The organism is Citrobacter sp. U14242 (assembly GCF_046555775.1).
In the GTDB taxonomy this organism is placed as follows: Bacteria; Pseudomonadota; Gammaproteobacteria; order Enterobacterales; family Enterobacteriaceae; genus Citrobacter.
The window spans coordinates 50,158-67,763 of sequence record NZ_JBKGLW010000004.1 but is presented as its reverse complement, the minus strand read 5'-3'; the positions used below and the strand labels follow the sequence as shown (position 1 = coordinate 67,763).

The 17,606-nt window shown below is 51.3% G+C and carries 16 protein-coding genes; 10 read left to right on the top strand and 6 right to left on the bottom strand.

Translation table 11 applies throughout. From position 1 onward, the window contains the following. Positions 1-210 precede the first annotated feature (210 nt). Positions 211-876, top strand: a complete 666-nt coding sequence (locus tag ACLJXE_RS07400; RefSeq protein WP_137383095.1) for a MarC family NAAT transporter — start codon at positions 211-213, stop codon at positions 874-876. A 34-nt stretch (positions 877-910) separates the two neighbouring features. Here the strand turns inward: ACLJXE_RS07400 and ACLJXE_RS07395 are convergent, their stop codons facing one another. The 5 genes from ACLJXE_RS07395 to ACLJXE_RS07375 form a co-directional block, all read right to left on the bottom strand. Then, a complete protein-coding gene (locus ACLJXE_RS07395) occupies positions 911-2,107 on the bottom strand; it encodes a sugar transporter (RefSeq protein WP_410750520.1) in 1,197 nt (398 codons plus the stop codon). 184 nt (positions 2,108-2,291) lie between these two features. Next, entirely contained in the window at positions 2,292-3,611 is a 1,320-nt protein-coding gene (locus ACLJXE_RS07390; RefSeq protein WP_286630292.1) for an MFS transporter, read from the bottom strand. 65 nt (positions 3,612-3,676) lie between these two features. Next, positions 3,677-4,627 carry a phosphoglycerate dehydrogenase gene (locus tag ACLJXE_RS07385; protein ID WP_410750519.1) on the bottom strand — a complete coding sequence of 317 codons (951 nt, stop codon included), beginning with the start codon at positions 4,625-4,627 and terminating at the stop codon, positions 3,677-3,679. A gap of 47 nt (positions 4,628-4,674) precedes the next feature. Beyond that, on the bottom strand, positions 4,675-5,559 hold the full coding sequence (locus tag ACLJXE_RS07380; RefSeq protein ID WP_286630290.1) for a dihydrodipicolinate synthase family protein: 885 nt from the start codon (positions 5,557-5,559) through the stop codon (positions 4,675-4,677). A 3-nt stretch (positions 5,560-5,562) separates the two neighbouring features. Next, positions 5,563-6,720, bottom strand: coding sequence for an iron-containing alcohol dehydrogenase (locus ACLJXE_RS07375; RefSeq protein WP_410750518.1), 1,158 nt, complete (start codon positions 6,718-6,720; stop codon positions 5,563-5,565). A 171-nt stretch (positions 6,721-6,891) separates the two neighbouring features. Between ACLJXE_RS07375 and dtnK the strand changes: the two genes are divergently transcribed. From dtnK to ACLJXE_RS07360, 3 genes are read left to right on the top strand one after another with little or no spacing between them, the layout of a single operon-like run. Then, a complete protein-coding gene (dtnK, locus tag ACLJXE_RS07370) occupies positions 6,892-8,136 on the top strand; it encodes a D-threonate kinase (protein WP_410750517.1) in 1,245 nt (414 codons plus the stop codon). After that, positions 8,129-9,115: a D-threonate 4-phosphate dehydrogenase gene (locus ACLJXE_RS07365; RefSeq protein WP_286630287.1), complete on the top strand. Its 987-nt coding sequence runs from the start codon at positions 8,129-8,131 to the stop codon at positions 9,113-9,115. The genes dtnK and ACLJXE_RS07365 overlap by 8 nt, the downstream gene beginning before the upstream one ends. 1 nt (position 9,116) lies before the next feature. Then, positions 9,117-9,878: a DeoR/GlpR family DNA-binding transcription regulator gene (locus tag ACLJXE_RS07360; RefSeq protein ID WP_410750516.1), complete on the top strand. Its 762-nt coding sequence runs from the start codon at positions 9,117-9,119 to the stop codon at positions 9,876-9,878. On the opposite strand, the gene ptrR is transcribed toward ACLJXE_RS07360, so the two are convergent. Then, entirely contained in the window at positions 9,875-10,750 is an 876-nt protein-coding gene (gene ptrR / locus ACLJXE_RS07355; RefSeq protein WP_410750515.1) for a putrescine utilization regulator PtrR, read from the bottom strand. The two genes, ACLJXE_RS07360 and ptrR, sit on opposite strands and share 4 nt — an antisense overlap. A 102-nt stretch (positions 10,751-10,852) precedes the next feature. Here ptrR and sad point away from each other — a divergent pair, with 102 nt between their 5' ends. From sad to ACLJXE_RS07325, 6 genes are all read left to right on the top strand, one after another. Beyond that, positions 10,853-12,241 (top strand): succinate-semialdehyde dehydrogenase, encoded by a 1,389-nt coding sequence (gene sad, locus ACLJXE_RS07350; protein WP_410750514.1) that lies wholly within the window; start codon positions 10,853-10,855, stop codon positions 12,239-12,241. A 102-nt stretch (positions 12,242-12,343) separates the two neighbouring features. Continuing rightward, positions 12,344-13,921, top strand: coding sequence for a methyl-accepting chemotaxis protein (locus ACLJXE_RS07345; RefSeq protein WP_410750513.1), 1,578 nt, complete (start codon positions 12,344-12,346; stop codon positions 13,919-13,921). A gap of 62 nt (positions 13,922-13,983) precedes the next feature. After that, positions 13,984-14,910: a glutaminase B gene (gene glsB / locus ACLJXE_RS07340; protein WP_137383084.1), complete on the top strand. Its 927-nt coding sequence runs from the start codon at positions 13,984-13,986 to the stop codon at positions 14,908-14,910. Further along, positions 14,910-15,269 carry a DUF4186 domain-containing protein gene (locus tag ACLJXE_RS07335; RefSeq protein ID WP_005122713.1) on the top strand — a complete coding sequence of 120 codons (360 nt, stop codon included), beginning with the start codon at positions 14,910-14,912 and terminating at the stop codon, positions 15,267-15,269. Before glsB ends, ACLJXE_RS07335 begins: the two co-directional genes overlap by 1 nt. Positions 15,270-15,349: 80 nt before the next feature. Then, the gene (locus tag ACLJXE_RS07330) at positions 15,350-15,877 is read left to right on the top strand and encodes a GNAT family N-acetyltransferase (protein ID WP_410750512.1); all 528 of its coding nucleotides are present in this window, start codon (positions 15,350-15,352) and stop codon (positions 15,875-15,877) included. 106 nt (positions 15,878-15,983) lie between these two features. Further along, positions 15,984-17,435, top strand: a complete 1,452-nt coding sequence (locus ACLJXE_RS07325; RefSeq protein WP_410750511.1) for a tagaturonate reductase — start codon at positions 15,984-15,986, stop codon at positions 17,433-17,435. Positions 17,436-17,606: the final 171 nt, after the last annotated feature.

Sequence of the window (17,606 nt, the reverse complement as noted above, 5' to 3'; positions counted from 1 at the left end):
GGCAAATATAAGTCAAATGAATGAGTCGCTGCATGCCACGTTTTGCTAAAACGCCAGGCTCCCGTTCACTGCGCTTTCTTTTCAAGATTTTGATAACACTGGTTTATGGATAAAGGCGAAAAATGAATCCTTACATCGCGAAAATGGCTTAACACAATGGTTTCACCGTATACTTGCCGCTGACGATTAACGCACAGGAAAGATGACATTATGATGGATTTGTTTAAGGCCATAGGTCTGGGACTGGTAGTCCTGTTACCGCTGGCAAACCCGTTAACTACCGTGGCGTTGTTCCTCGGGTTAGCCGGCAACATGAACAGCGCAGAGCGTAACCGTCAGTCATTAATGGCATCTGTTTACGTGTTTGCCATCATGATGGTGGCGTACTATGCCGGGCAACTGGTGATGAATACTTTCGGGATTTCGATTCCCGGATTGCGTATTGCGGGCGGGTTAATCGTTGCGTTTATCGGCTTTCGTATGCTGTTCCCTCAGCAGAAAGCGCATGAGTCTCCGGAAGCGAGAAGCAAATCCGAAGAACTGGAAGACGAACCGACGGCAAATATTGCTTTTGTTCCGCTGGCAATGCCGAGTACTGCCGGGCCGGGGACGATTGCAATGATCATCAGTTCGGCCTCCACCGTGCGTCACGGCTCCGAATTCCCGGACTGGGTGATCATGGTGGCGCCACCCATTATTTTTGCCGTCGTCGGGATTATCCTGTGGGGATGTCTGCGCAGTTCTGGCGGAATTATGCGGCTGGTGGGGAAAGGGGGAATCGAAGCTATTTCCCGTCTGATGGGCTTCCTGCTGGTGTGTATGGGTGTGCAGTTTATTATTAACGGCGTGTTGGAAATCATCCAAACCTACCATTAAACAACGGGCCCGGTATGTCTACCGGGCCATTTTATTATTGCTGCTGTGGTTGCTCTTCCAGCGTTACCGGCCATTTGCGGAATATAATCACTGACCAGAATAACGCGGCAACGGCAGGGAGCGCACCGACGTAACCAATCGTCGACATCGACCAGTGCAGACTTACCTGATTTCCCACCAGCGCCCCCGCGCCAATACCAATATTAAAGATACCGGAGAACAGCGCCATCGCGACATCAGTGGCATCCGGAGCCAGCGCCAGTACTTTCACCTGCATTCCCAGACCGATCACCATAATGGCAATGCCCCAGAAAATACTCAGGATCGCAAGGTGCATTTCGCTATCAGCAGCAGGCAATAGCAGCACCAGGCACAGGGTCAAAAGAGCGATAGCCGCGCTTATCAACACCGAGGCGTACTGATTACCCAGCTTGCCAAAAATAACGCTGCCAATAATACCCGCTCCACCGAGAACCAGAAGCAGCATGGTGGCAAAGTTAGCGCTCAGCCCGGCGACAGTCTGGACAAACGGTTCGATATAGCTGTAAGCCGTATAGTGTGCGGTCACCACGATCACTGTTAACAAATACAAACTCATCAGCGCAGGGCGACGGAACAACAGTGGCAGGCTTTTTAATGAGCCGGAATGCTCGCTTGGCAGTTTAGGCAACAGCTTAATCAGGCAAAGAAGCGTTATTAACGCCCCCATACCGATGACAAAAAAGGTGGTACGCCAGCCAAAATATTGCCCAACAATACGCCCGATAGGCAGGCCTAATACCATCGCCAGCGCGGTACCGGTGGCGATCAGGCTCAACGCCTGTGCGCGTTTCCCGGCAGGGGCCATGCGAATAGCCAGTGACGCGGTAATTGACCAGAAGATGGCATGGGTAAAGGCAATCCCAATGCGACTAATGACCAGTACAGTGAAGCTCCATGCGAGAAAAGAGAGAACATGGCTGGCAATAAACACCACAAACAGACAGATCAGAAGCTTACGTCGTTCCATCTGACTGGTGAGCAGCATAAATGGCAGCGACATCAGGGCCACCACCCAGGCGTAGATCGTCAACATGATCCCAACCTGCGCGGTTTGCATATTAAAACTTTGCGCGATGTCGGACAGCAAACCCACCGGGACAAACTCAGTGGTATTGAAAATAAAACCGGCAATAGCAAGCGTAACTACCCGTAGCCACGCGATCCTGCGGGAAACAGTGTTTGTTGTCATATGTATAAATCGGGTTAGCTGCAAAAAGGAGAGGTGGCGATCTTAAAACGTTTACTGGTGAAAATACAATCATTTCGTGATTAAGATCACGCAATTTTGCGGATGATAATGCGGTGCGTTACGAGAAAAAATAAAGCCGGTCAGTACTATTGACTGACCGGAGTAGACAGTTACCAGAGCGAGTTTAGTGCTGCTGCACTTCTTTCATGCACAACGCTTCATGCTCGCTATCGATGATTGGCTCAACTTTGCCCATCAAGAATAGATAGTTCAAAATTCCCAGAACCACCAGTGCGGCAGAGAACACCAGCGCCCAGGTAAAGGAACCCGTGGCCGCAACAATGGCACCGGTAATAATCGGTCCTACCGCGCCCCCCATATTGGAGACAGTGTTCTGTAACCCTGCAACAATCGATACGCTGTTTTTAGGTGCAACGTCACCCGGTAGTGCCCAGACCTGCGAGGCGGCAACCGTGGTGCCTGATTTCGCCACACACAGTAAAAACACGGTCATAAATACGGAATCAGTGAAAGGGGCAAAACCAATACATAAAGCCATTAACAGACCGATTGTCAGAAATAATTTTCTTGTGGCAGTCAGTGACAGGACCCGCTTATGTACCATACGGTCAGAGGCCCAGCCGGCAAAGACTTCTATCACCATCCCACATAATAATGGCAGGGCGGCAACCATCCCCATTTTGATAAAATCCATTCCTTTGTCTTTTACCAGATAAGTGGGCAACCAGGTAATAAAGAAATAGGATGTATAGTTGATGGTAAAGAAACCGATACACATTGCCCAAATATTCCGGTAGCGCAACAGTTTATACCAACGCATCGGTAATACGGATTTATCGCCGTGTTTTTGCTTTTGCCCTTCGCGAATGTGTTTAATTTCGCTTGTACTGATCCTTTTGTGATCTTCCGGGTTTTCTGTATAAATAAAATACCAGGCAATGACCCAAAAAATGCCTACGCCGCCAATAATCAGAAATGTCATCCGCCAGTCAAACTGGTAGATCATCCAGACAATAAGCGGCATCGCGACGGCACCACCAAATTTAGAGGCACTATCAAACAATCCTGAGACGGTGGCTCTCTCCCGATCCGGGAACCAGCGCGCAGCGATACCCGCATTGCTTGGATAGGCGGCGGCTTCACCGACGCCCAGAGCAAGTCTCAATGCGAGTAGAGATTTAAATCCAGTGGCTAAACCCATCATTGAGGTGGCGATTGACCACCACGCAACGGCAAAACCCAGACCTTTTTTCTGACCAAAACGGTCTGCAAACCAACCAGCCGGTATTTGCAATAAAGAATATGACCAAAAGAACGCCGCCATAATAAACCCCATCATTTCAGGATCGAGTTTTAGCTCATCAATGAGGTGAGGTGCAGCAGCAGATAATACCGTCCGGTCAATATAGTTTATTGCAATAGCAAGCCACATTAATCCCGCAATCCACCAACGAATTCGGGATTTTTCTGCAAAATTATTCATATATCTGGCCCATGGTAGATGTTCATTTTTATTATTGTGGAAAGGGTAGGGGTATCTCCACAATGTTATAATCCGTTCATGATGTTTTTAGGCTTACGCTGATGAATGACATGTTCAATGATGTTATAAACGCATTGCTCGCCTATATTGCTGATCGCACCCTCGGTATAACCTGCAATATGTGCCGTAGGTATGAAATTATCGAGCGAAAATAAAGGATGTGAATTGCACGGCTCTTGTAAAAAGACATCGGCGGCAGCACCCTTAATGATACCCTGCGTCAGAGCCAGAAAGAGATCCTCTTCATTAACGACACCACCGCGTGAAACGTTAATGAGATAACTACTGCTCTTCATTTTTTTCATATGCGCTAAATCAAAGAGATCTTTGGTTTCTGGCGTCAACGGAGTATGTAACGTGATGAAATCACTGTGTTCTGTTAGTTCATCGAGCGAAACGTATTCAATGTGATTATCTGCGGCGAACTGTGCATCCTGCCATGCATCGTGAGCCAGCACGCGCATATTAAAGCCGCGGGCTCGCAGTGCAACCTGTTTACCGATGTTACCTAACCCAATAATGCCAATAGTTTTTCCATATACATCGGAGGCGAAGATCCGTGGCCAGTTTCCTGCGCGGGTTTGTTCAATCGCGTAGGGGAGCTGACGTGCGCAGTTAAGGATCAGGGAAAACGCAAAGTCTGCGACGGCATGCTTATTGGCATCCGGCACATTGGTAACAAAAATACCTTTTTCACGCGTAATATTAAGGTCGATATTATCGACGCCCACGCCGTGTTTGCAGACGATTTTCAGATTTGGTGCTGCAGCGATTAGTTCGGCATTAACATCGGTAAAAGCGACGATCATTGCCACTGTCTGTTCCAGATGAGGTGCAAGCGCTTCTAAACCGGCATCTGCAGGTAGCATGATTAATTCAAGCCCTGCGTCGTTAAGCAGTTTGATCGGTTGCTGATCGTATTTTGCAAATGAAGGTGATGTACAGATGACGTTCATAACACAATCCTGTTGGTTAAGCGGCGTTGCCGCCGCTGTAAAAGTGTCTATCGCAAATAGTTATTGATAATTTGCTGAATCTGGCGTTCCTGGTGTGCATCAAACGTGACAGCGTAACGGCTTGAACCAACATCATGGCCCATGATTTGTAATGCTTTTTTTACCGCAGCCGGAGAGAAGGCCACTTTATAGAGATCGGTGCGCAGACCGGTGACACTCTCCTGAGCCTGATGCGATCCGGCAACGTCGCCCGCGTTAAATCGGGACCAGATAGCGTTGATTTCTTTTGGTGCGACGTTAGCCAACCCCGAAATACAGGCGGAACAGCCATCAACAAACCCCTGATGAATGAGTGAATCTGGTCCATTCAGCACATCAAATCCCTCGATATCTTTCACTGCATCCAGGAACCTGCTAAGACTTTCATAACTGCCGGCACTGTCTTTGATCCCGATAATGTTCGGGTGTGCTGCCAGCACTCTGGCTGTTTCAGGCTCAATGGTGTTCCCCGTACGCGCCGGAATGTTATAGAGAAATACCGGGACGGAGAGCGCATCGGCAATCGCGGTGTAATGGGCAATGAGCTCAGGTTGCTTTAGAGGAACAAAGTACGGGGTAATTACCGACACCGCATCGACACCCAGCTTTTCAATCTGCTTACCCAGTCGGATGGTTTCACGGGTAGATATTTCGCCAATGTGTGCCACTACATGTGCCCGGCCCGCCACTTCCTCTACACAGGTCCGCGTGACTGCGATTTTTTCATCTTCGTTAAGTACAAAGAATTCGCCGTTGGTACCGCCGCAGAAAATGCCGTTTCCGGCAGTTAACTGGCGGTTTACCTGGTTTCTCAGCTCGTTAAGGTTAAGCCCGCCGTCGTGGTCGAACGGCGTAACGATTGCAGTCAGTACTCCTCGGATTTTGCTACTCATTATTCACTCCTTGGTCATCAGTTCTGGAAACAGAGTTTGATAAATGGCCTGAATATCGTCATGGCTCACCTCGCAGGGAGCATTATTCATCAGGCGCTTTACGTTCAGTGCGGCATCGGCCAGTGCGGGAATATCAGTAGACGGCACACCAAGCGTTGCCAGGTTATCGGGCAGGTTCAGGCGTTTCACGAGTGTGGAGAAGTACTCCACAAGGGCACAGGATTTTTCTTCGGCACTGAGTGTGTGATCGGCCTCAGGTAGCAGATCCCATATCAGGGCAAACTTGTCGACCACAAAAGGGCGAATCACTTTCATGCAGGGTGCTAACAGAATGGCGTTAGCGACACCATGTGGGAGATGGTATCGACCGCCGAGCGGGTAAGAGAGCGCGTGGACCAGGTGAGTACCGGCATGATTAATCGCCACACCGCCGTAATACGATGCCCACAGCATCTCCAGTTTGGCCAGCAGATTTTCCGGCTCATTGACGGAGGTTTCGATATTGTTGAGTAGCTTACGCAGACCAATGAGCGCAGCGTTATCGCTTACCGGATTGGCGACGGTAGCGGTAAAGCATTCAATCAGATGACATAACGCGTCAATTCCAGTGGATGAGGCAATATGCGCCGGCATGCTGGTGGTGAGTTCTGGCAACAGGGCCACGTAATCCGGTAACAGCACCGGGGAGATGATACCGACTTTGGTGTTTTGTTCCGGGATAGCCAGAATGGCATTCGGGGTTGCTTCAGACCCTGTACCCGCCGTGGCGGGGATTAGCACAGAAGCAACACGCTGCAGCGGTTTTTCTCCCGCCAGCATGGCGTCAAGCGTCGGAGATTCAGGATGGCATAAGACGGAGAGCAGTTTCGCCACATCCAGTACGCTGCCACCGCCGATACCGATCACCATTTCCACGTTGATACCTTGTACGTTTTTTAATAATGCGCTGACATCGTGATGCCCGGGTTCTGCAGGCACATTGTCAATCAGGGCCACATGCCGTCCATCGTTGGTCAGTAAGTTACGGATCTGTGTTACTGCGTCCAGTCCAACAATATTGCTATCCGTCACCAGTAATAGCTGGCGTTTCCCCGCCAGTAACGGTTCCAGTGCGGGGATGGCATTCGAACCACTAATCACTGTGCTATTGATTGTTGCCACAACATTCTCCTGTTATTCGAGTGATTGAATTCGCTCACTGAGATTCAGGAACGATTGCATCATGGGCTAAATTTATAATTTATCTCCGAGCTGAATAACTTGAGCTTGCTCACATTTAATCAAATGTGATTGAATATAATCATTATCAACATACAACAACCCGGAGCATGGATGAGTAGACAGGTAGCAAGGCCACAGGTACTGGTGATTGCCGACGACTTTACTGGGGGTAATGATGCAGGGGTAAGTCTGGCGTTGACGGGAATGACGGTGAATGTCGCTTTCACATTGCCCTGTGCCGATGACGCAGATGTGCTGGTCATCAACACGGATAGTCGTGCGCTGGAGGCTGAGCAGGCCGCCGCCAGGGTAAGAGAGTTGGCTATTGCCAGTCATGCCGGTCCTCAGACGCAGTGGCTCAAGAAAATGGATTCAACATTGCGCGGAAACCCAGGGGCCGAACTGGACGCGTTAATGCGGATTACAGGTAAAAAGCGGGCCATCGTGGCACTGGCTTGTCCCTCAGCCGGGCGTACCACTGAGCAGGGGCAGTGCCTCGTTAACGGTATTCCCGTGACGCAGACTGAATTTGCCAGCGATCCGAAAACGCCGGTTATTAGCGCCGATATCTGTGAGGTGTTACAGGCGCAAACCGCCATTGCGTGTCGGGCAATGTCTCTGAGCAACTATCTGCAGCACCTCAGAGAACCTGTTGCGAAAACGCCACAAATCTGGGTGGTGGATGCCCGCACGCAGACCGATCTTGATGTTATTGCTACGGAAGCGCTGATGCAGAAGGAACTGCCGCTGCTGGTGGGGTCTGCCGGGATCTGTGACGCGCTGGCCCGCCATGTCCGGACACCGTCCTCACAGTGTTTACTGGCGGTAGTGGGTTCAATGAGTGAAATCGCTCAACAGCAGATTGCTGTAGTTTGCCAGGACCCGCGGGTGGAGACTGTATTCATTGATATCGAAAATATCCTCAGTGGCAGCCTGACAGAGTATGTGCAGCGTATTGCCAGGGTTCTCATCTCAGGCAAACACTGCATCGTTCACACCTGTCCTGACAGCGAAGCACGCCATCATATTCCAAAGCTGTGTGCGCACCTGCAGATGAGCCGCGCGCAGCTCGGCGAAACAATCTGCCAGTTTCTTGGACAACTTACCCGCCAGGTGCTGCACGAAGTATCACCTGGGGCACTGTATCTTTCCGGCGGTGATGTCGCGATGGCGATCGCGGATGCGCTGGAGGCAACAGGATTCCGTATTACCGACCGTGTGGCCCAGTGTGTGCCGTACGGTCATCTTGCCGGTAGCTACTGGCAACGCCCGGTTATGACAAAAGCAGGGGGATTCGGCGACGAAACCACTCTGCGTCAGGTTTTGAATTATATCGAGGAGAAAATGAGTGAATAACACTATTGCGGTAACCATGGGCGACCCGGCAGGTATTGGGCCGGAGATCATTATTAAATCGTTAGCGGAAGGAGAGCTGGCTGGCTCGCCGGTCGTGGTCGTGGGCTGTGCGCAAACGCTGAAGCGCATCCAGGCATTAAATGTCACGCCGCCTGTGGAACTCCGGGTGATCGATAACGTAACCCAGGCACAATTCGCCCCCGGTGTTATCAATGTAATTGATGAACCCCTTGCCGATCCCGCTGCACTTGAACCTGGTGTGGTCCAGGCACAGGCCGGTGATCTGGCATACCGCTGTATTAAACGCGCCACCGCGCTGGCGCTCAGCGGGGAAGTGAAAGCCATTGCCACTGCGCCGCTGAATAAAGAAGCACTGCACATGGCGGGACATCATTATCCCGGCCACACCGAATTACTGGCACAGCTGACTAACAGCAAAGACTACGCAATGGTGTTGTATACCGAACAGCTTAAAGTGATTCATGTCACCACACATATTGCACTGCGTAAATTCCTTGATACGCTCAGTGAACAGCGTGTGAAAACAGTCATTCGGGTCGCGGATGATTTCCTGCGTCGTGTCGGGTTTGATAATCCACGTATTGCGGTAGCGGGCGTTAATCCTCATGCCGGGGAAAACGGTCTGTTTGGTGATGAAGAGATGACTATAGTCGGGCCCGCAGTACAGGCTATGCGGGAGCAGGGGCTGAATGTCACCGGCCCTTGCCCACCGGACACTGTCTTTATGCAGTGCCACGAAGGTATGTATGACATGGTGGTGGCGATGTATCACGATCAGGGCCATATTCCGCTAAAATTGCTGGGATTCTATGATGGGGTGAATATTACCGCCGGATTGCCATTTATTCGCACTTCTGCAGACCACGGCACGGCGTTTGATATTGCCTGGACAGGTAAAGCCAAGTCTGAGAGCATGGCCGTGTCCATCCAGTTAGCAATGCAAATTACGCGGGATTAAAATGAAGGGATATAATCGGTTAGAACAGATTATGGATTATCTGAAAGGGCATAATCTGGCGACGGTAGAACAGCTTGTTGCTGTGACTCAGGCCTCTCCGGCGACCATTCGCCGCGACCTGATTAAACTCGATCAGGAAGGTGTTATCAGCCGTACTCACGGCGGTGTGACGCTCAACCGGTTTATCCCTTCACAACCAACCACACATGAGAAAATGCAGCGTAGCCTGATGGAAAAACAGGCTATTGCCAGCGCGGCGGCAAGCCTGGTGAAAGCCGGGGATGCCATTATCCTGGATGCGGGAACGACGATGATTGAACTGGCGCGCCAGCTTACCCATCTGCCATTGCGCGTCATCACCAGCGATCTGCACATTGCGCTATTTCTTTCTGAGTTCAAGCAAATTGAAGTGACGATCATTGGTGGGCGTATTGATGACTCCAGCCAGTCATGTATCGGCGAACACGGGCGTAAACTGTTGCAAAACGTGTGGCCGGATATCGCGTTTTTAAGCTGTAACGGCTGGGACCTGGCCCGCGGGATCACCGCGCCGACGGAAGAAAAGGCCGGTCTGAAGCGTGACCTGATTGCGAATGCAGGGCGGCGGGTTCTGCTGGCCGACAGCTCAAAATACGGCGCATGGTCACTTTTCAACGTTACGCATCTGGATGCGTTGACGGATATCGTGACCGATGCCCGACTCAATGAACAGGTACGGCAGCAGCTTGAGCAACTGCCTTGCCATCTGACGTTCGCCAGTTAATCCGCATTCTGCGACAGCTGAGGTTCCAGTACCTCAATAAATGCTTCCAGCTGTCGCGTCATCGCCCCCCGACGCCAGACCAGCCACGTATTTAACCAACGCCAGCTTTCGCTCAGCGGCCAGGCATTGACCTGATGGTGGCCCGGCATGCTTTCCAGCATAGAACGCGGAATCAGCGCGATTCCGGCGCCGGCAATCACACAGGCCAGCATACCGTGGTAGGACTCCATTTCGTGGATCGTGCCCGGCATCGCGCGATCGGCGTGAAACCAGCTTTCAAAATGGCGGCGATATGAACAGTTGGCGCGAAAGGCATAGATATTGTAACCATTCACATCGCTGGCCCGTTTTATGGGCGGGTGCCCGTGTGGGGCGACAATCATCATCTCTTCACGGTACACCGGCATTCCTTCAAGACCTGGATGGGTAATAGGGCCATCAGCAAAAGCGGCGTTCAGCGTACCGTCCAGCACACCGTCCAGCATGGTACCGGACGGTCCTGTTGCCAGTGCAAACTGGATTTTAGGGTAGCGCTGATTATATTCGGCAAGAGTGGCCGGAATACGCACGGCGGCTGTACTTTCCAGCGACCCCAGAGAGAACAATCCCTGTGGTTCATCTCCTGCGACCACCATCCGCGCTTCTTCTACCAGCGCCAGGATCCGCTGGCTGTAACGCAAAAAATTGTGCCCGGATGGAGAAAGTCGCAGACGTTGATTTTCACGAATAAACAGAGAGACGCCAAGGTCCGCTTCAAGCTGGCGAATACGCGTGGTGAGGTTGGACGGCACGCGATGCACCTTCGCAGCTGCTTGCGTGATGCTGCCGGTCTCTGCTACGGCATTGAACATTTCCAGTTGCGTCAGGTCCATAATTTTCTCTATTCGTGAATGGTATGGTTAATATTATTCATTTTTCAGAAAGAGTAAACCTGCGCATGATATAACCATACCTTGCGAGAAAGAGAGGCACTTATGACCATCACAGCAGCAACACATGCTATTTCCGTTGACCCTACCTGTGGCGAAATGCTGACGGCAATGCCGTGGGCCCGCGCCGATGAGATTACACATGCGCTGAATCTGGCGGCGACTGGATTCAATGAATGGAAACGCACGACCGTCGCCCATCGTGCACAGATGTTGCGCCGGGTCGGACAGGCGCTGCGTGAACGCGCCGAAGAGATGGCGCAGTGTATCTCGCGTGAAATGGGTAAGCCTGTCAGGCAGGCTCGTGCGGAAGTGGCAAAGTCTGCGGCATTATGTGACTGGTACGCCGAACATGGGCCAGCGATGCTTAATACTGAGGCAACGCAGGTTGAGGATAACCAGGCCGTGATTGAGTACCGCCCCCTGGGGACTATCCTGGCGATCATGCCGTGGAACTTCCCGCTCTGGCAGGTTATGCGGGGTGCCGTACCGATTTTGCTGGCCGGAAATGGCTATCTGTTAAAGCATGCACCAAATGTGACCGGGTGTGCCGCGATTATCGCCCAGGTGTTTACCGATGCGGAAATACCGGCTGGGGTATATGGCTGGGTTAATGCCGATAACGCCGGGGTTAGCCAGATGATTAATGACCCGCGTGTCGCAGCGATAACCGTGACGGGCAGCGTGCGGGCAGGGGCTGCGATTGGCGCTCAGGCCGGTGCTGCGCTGAAGAAATGCGTGCTTGAGTTAGGGGGGGCCGATCCGTTTATCGTGCTGAATGATGCAGACCTGGATTTAGCCGTCAAAGCAGCAGTGGCAGGGCGTTACCAGAATACCGGGCAGGTTTGCGCCGCAGCGAAACGCTTTATTATTGAACAGGGCATTGCCGCAGAATTCACCCAACGTTTTGTCGCGGCAGCCAGCGCACTGAAAATGGGCGATCCGCTAAATGAAGAGAACGATCTTGGCCCAATGGCACGTTTTGATCTGCGGGATGAACTGCATCAGCAGGTTGAAGCCTCGCTGGCTCAAGGGGCGCGCTTACTCCTCGGCGGGGAAAAGATCGCCGGTCAGGGGAATTACTATGCCGTGACGGTACTGGGTGATGTTACGCCGGAAATGACGGCATTTCGTCAGGAGTTGTTTGGCCCGGTTGCGGCGATTACCGTCGCGAAGGATGCTGAGCACGCATTAGCACTGGCTAATGATAGCGAGTTTGGCTTGTCGGCCACGTTGTTTACCGCGGATGAGGCACTGGCGCAAAATATGGCGGCCCGTCTGGAGTGTGGTGGTGTGTTTATTAATGGTTACAGTGCCAGTGATGCTCGCGTTGCTTTTGGCGGCGTGAAGAAAAGTGGGTTTGGTCGTGAGCTTTCTCACTTTGGTCTGCATGAGTTTTGCAATGTGCAAACCGTCTGGAAAAACCGTCTCTGATAGCCCGGGTGCCTCTGCAGGGGCACCCGTCTTATTTCTGCAATAAATTTGTCATTTACTCTGCGTACACTCGCGTCTAACGCTTTGATACAGAAGAGTAATATGAACATAACGCAAATTTTTCGTCGCCTGAATCCTCGTCAGTTTGGGCTGTTAACCGGCATTATTTGTATTATTACGCTGTTCTCTGTTTTGCAGATTGCATCCTCGGTTATGCTCTCAACCTCTGTCAGGGACGCGCAGATTAATGAACAGCATAATCAGCAGGTGCTTTTGCAACAGTCGAAGATCGATGAAGCAAGGGTGGCGTTGTTATCTGCCAGCGACTTACTTAATCGTGCCGGCGTTTACTTTATGCAGGATGCGGCTACCGGCTCGGAAGGGAGCTGGCGTCCGTTAATGGAAGAGGCTCAGCATGCGTTAACGCAGTCAAAAACGGCATGGGATGCCTGGCTTGCAATGGAGCCTCATCAGGCTCCCGACTTGATGGAGAGCTATCAGCGTTTTTATAGCGGTATTCAGGAGCAGGCAGATGGATTAATGCAATCTAATAGCATTGATGCGTTTTTTGCCGTGCCTGTACAGGCGTTTCAGACAGATTTTAATGAAAATTATGCACGCTTTCAGCAAGACAGTGGCCAGCAGGCGGAAAAGGGGCGAGAGCAGTTGTTGACCAGTCTTGAACGTTTACAGCAGCTCTTTTTATTTATTCCTCTTGTGCTGGTGGTGATTGCGGTACTGGTCTGGCGCAGTATGTCCCGCTGGGTAATCGCGCCACTGAGACAACTGATCGATCATATTGATGTGTTAGCGGCTGGCGATCTTTCCCGTCCAGCCCCCCAGGTGAGCCAGTTTAATCGTGAAGTGACACAACTGAGCTCACGTATCGACGCGATGCAGCAGGGGCTATGCATGCTGGTGCAGCAGGTGAATGACGCTACTACCTCAATGGTGGGGAATATCACTCAGCTTACGCAAAGCAATAAACAGTTGTATCAGCAATCTGCGAAACAGAGCGATGAGCTAAATACGGTGACATCACATATTTCGTTTCTGGAAACACATGTTGAAGATAACAGTGGGTTTGCTCAACTGGCAAATCAACGCGCCGTTCAGGCGCGGGATATTGCTGCGGGTGGCGACCGGATGATGGCAACGGTAAATGCGTCGATGCAGGCGATTGTTGCCCGTTCATCAGAGATGCGCGGGATCATCTCACTGATTGACAGCATCGCGTTTCAGACCAATATTCTGGCGTTAAATGCGGCGATCGAAGCTGCGCATGCCGGTGAACAAGGGCGTGGATTTGCGGTTGTAGCAAAAGAAGTCGGGTTGTTGGCGAGAAAAAGCAGTCAGTCCACGCAGAATATTCAGGCGTTGATTCATCATTCCTTAGCGGGTATTGATGAGGGCTTTCATGCGGTGAACGGACTGGATGACAACTTACACCAGGTTATATCGCTGGTGGAAAATCTGGGTGCCTTATTGAATGACATTTCTGCTGCGACGATGAATCAAGGAACCCGTATTCACGAGTTGACCAGTCAGCTTCAGGCGCTGAATAACGAAGCCCGACAGACCAGCGATCTGGTGAACGCCGCGTCTGATTCTTCCCTACAGTTACATCATGAGTCTCATCAGCTTCTGCAGGCCGTTGCCCGATTCCGTCTTCCGACCTGACGCTGTGTATTCAGCTCTGTTATACTCGCAGGCCTTTCATACCTGCGAGCAAGGAGCATGTTGTGGCCAGGGCCATGGACAATTCAATTTTAGAGACCATTGTGCAGCAGGTTCGTCCGCTGATTGGTCAGGGAAAAGTCGCCGATTATATTCCTGCATTAGCCTCCGTCGATGGCTCAAAACTGGGTATTGCCATTTGCACCGTTGATGGTCAGCACTATCAGGCGGGGGATGCGCAAGAACGTTTTTCTATTCAGTCGATTTCAAAGGTGCTTAGCCTGGTTGTCGCAATGCGTCATTACCAGGAAGACGAGATCTGGCAACGTGTTGGCAAAGATCCTTCCGGTCATCCGTTTAACTCGCTGGTTCAGCTGGAAATGGAGCAGGGTATACCGCGTAATCCTTTTATAAATGCCGGGGCATTGGTGGTTTGCGATATGCTGCAAGGTCGGCTGAGCGCGCCACGGCAACGAATGCTGGAAGTGGTACGTGCATTAAGCGGCGTTTCAGATATCGCTTATGATGCGACGGTTGCTCGCTCTGAGTTTGAGCATTCCGCCCGCAACGCGGCAATCGCCTGGCTGATGAAGTCCTTTGGCAATTTTCATCACGATGTGACGACCGTTCTGCAAAATTATTTTCACTACTGCGCGCTGAAAATGAGTTGCGTGGAATTGGCGCGGACCTTCGTGTTTCTGGCTAATCAAGGGAACGCATTCCATCTCACCGAGCCTGTGGTCACGCCGATGCAGGCGCGGCAGATTAACGCGTTAATGGCGACCAGCGGTATGTATCAAAATGCCGGGGAGTTTGCCTGGCGGGTAGGTCTGCCGGCGAAATCGGGTGTGGGTGGTGGCATTGTGGCAATCGTGCCGCATGAGATGGCTATTGCGGTCTGGAGTCCGGAGCTGGATCCCGCAGGGAACTCGCTGGCGGGTATTGCGGTACTGGAACAATTAACGCAACAGTTAGGGCGCTCGGTTTACTGATGAACACACTCGACCCGCTTTTTGCCCGACTGGCGAAATCGACTTTTCGATCGCGGTTTCGTCTCGGTCAGAAAGAGAGACAATATTGTCTGGAAAAAGGTGCGCCGGTCATTGAACAACACGCGGCCGATTTTATTGCTAAGCGATTGGCTCCCGCGTTCCCGGCCAATGACGGAAAGCAAACGCCGATGCGTGGACATCCGGTATTTATCGCTCAACATGCTACGGCGACGTGCTGTAGGGGATGTCTGGCCAAATGGCATGATATACCTCAGGGGCAACCGCTGAGCGAGCAACAGCAACGTTACGTTGTCACTGTTATCTACCACTGGTTAGTGCTGCAAATGAATAAGCCATAGATAACATAATCCTATGATCCGACTCCTTGTGTTGTGTAATTGTTAATTGCAGTATGAAGGGGTCAATCTAAGGAGACCAAATGGCTACCCACACTCCCTGCTTTATGCTGAGCGCAGAACAGATCCTGTCGAGAATCGACGAGCTGAGTGATGTCCTTGAACAGTGCGTGAATGATGGCGCATCTGTCAGTTTTATGCTCCCTTTTAACCGCGATAAGTCACGGCCTTTCTGGACGCGTGTTGCACAAAGTGTCTCTTGTGGAGAACGCATTGTTCTGGGGGTTGAAAATGCGCAAGGGACGCTTGTCGGGACCGTTCAGCTCATTATCGATCAACCCGAAAACCAGCCTCATCGTGCAGATGTTGCCAAACTCCTGGTTCATACCTCTGCACGGCGGTGTGGGATCGCCCGGGAATTGATGAATGCACTGGAAATTTGCGCACATCATGAAGGGAAAACCCTCCTGGTTCTTGATACGTCTACAGGCAGCGCCGCCGAGTTGTTCTACCACAATTGTGGATGGCAAAAAGCAGGGGTAATCCCTGACTATGCAAAAATGCCTGATGGAACACTGGCCGGGACCACACTTTTTTATAAAACGCTCTAATTTGTCACCGGGGATTGATCAAAACAGGGTTTCATTGTATTAAAGTTTGCTAACCTATTGGACCAATTCAATCAGGTTGTATGACTAATCAAAAAGGGAACCCATTGTGCAAACACTAAATCGTCGCGATTTTCCCGGTGCTCACTATCCTGAACGCATTATTCAGTTTGGTGAAGGAAACTTCCTGCGCGCCTTTGTTGACTGGCAAGTTGATCTGCTGAATGAACATACCGATCTGAACGCTGGTGTGGTCATTGTTCGTCCTATCGAAAGTACCTTCCCGCCGTCGCTGAGTACCCAGGATGGTCTCTATACCACCATCATTCGTGGTTTGAATGAAAAGGGCGAGGCCGTCAGCGATGCCCGTTTAATTCGTTCGGTTAACCGTGAAATCAGCGTCTATAGCGAATACGATGAGTTCCTGAAGCTGGCGCATAATCCTGAAATGCGTTTTGTTTTCTCTAACACCACGGAAGCGGGTATCAGTTACCACGCGGGAGATAAGTTTGATGATGCGCCGGCGGTGAGTTATCCGGCCAAACTGACCCGACTGCTGTTCGAACGCTATAGCCATTTCAACGGTGCGCTTGATAAAGGCTGGATTATCATTCCTTGCGAGCTGATTGATTACAATGGTGAGGCGCTACATGAACTGGTTCTGCGTTATGCTCAGGAATGGGCGTTGCCGGAAGCATTCGTACAGTGGCTGGACCAGGCAAACGCATTTTGTTCTACGCTGGTGGACCGTATTGTTACCGGCTACCCACGTGACGAAGTTGCGAAGCTTGAGGCCGAACTGGGTTATCATGATGCGTTTCTTGATACCGCAGAACACTTCTATCTGTTTGTTATTCAGGGGCCAAAATCATTAGCCACTGAACTTCGCCTCGATAAATACCCGCTGAATGTTCTGATTGTCGATGACATCAAGCCGTATAAAGAGCGTAAAGTCGCCATTCTCAACGGTGCGCACACTGCACTGGTACCGGTCGCCTGGCAGGCAGGGCTTGATACCGTGGGTGAGGCAATGAATGATGCAGAAATACGCGCCTTCGTTGAGAAAGCTATCTATGAAGAGATTATCCCTGTGCTGGATCTGCCGCGTGATGAATTGGCTTCATTTGCCAGCGCGGTGACTGGCCGATTCTGCAACCCGTACATTAAGCATCAGCTATTGTCGATTGCGCTCAATGGCATGACCAAATTCCGTACCCGTATTTTGCCGCAGCTGTTGGCAGGGCAGAAAGCCAGCGGCCAACTGCCGCCGCGTTTGACATTCGCCCTGGCGGCCTTGATTGCTTTCTACCGCGGTGAGCGTAACGGTGAATCTTATCCGGTTCAGGATGATGCGCACTGGATGGAGCGTTTCCAGGGGTTGTGGGCTCAGCATCGTGACCACCAGATGACTACTGAAGCGCTGGTCAACGCGGTATTGGCCGTAAAAGAGCACTGGGAACAGGATCTGACACAGGTTTCCGGCCTGGTAGAACAGGTCACTGCAGACCTGGATTCTATTCTGGCGAAAGGCATGCGCGTAGCTGTTAAGCCACTGTGCTAATAGGTTAACCCGGTTCAGGCCGGGTTTTTCACCGTCTTTATTTAGTTACAACATACAATATATCTATTTTTAAATACCATGCATCTGTAGCTTCAGTGTACGCCAGGGTCGGCAGGAAAAGATGTTTAGATAGTGTTGCTATAAGCTTGCAACATTGATCGCGATCACGTT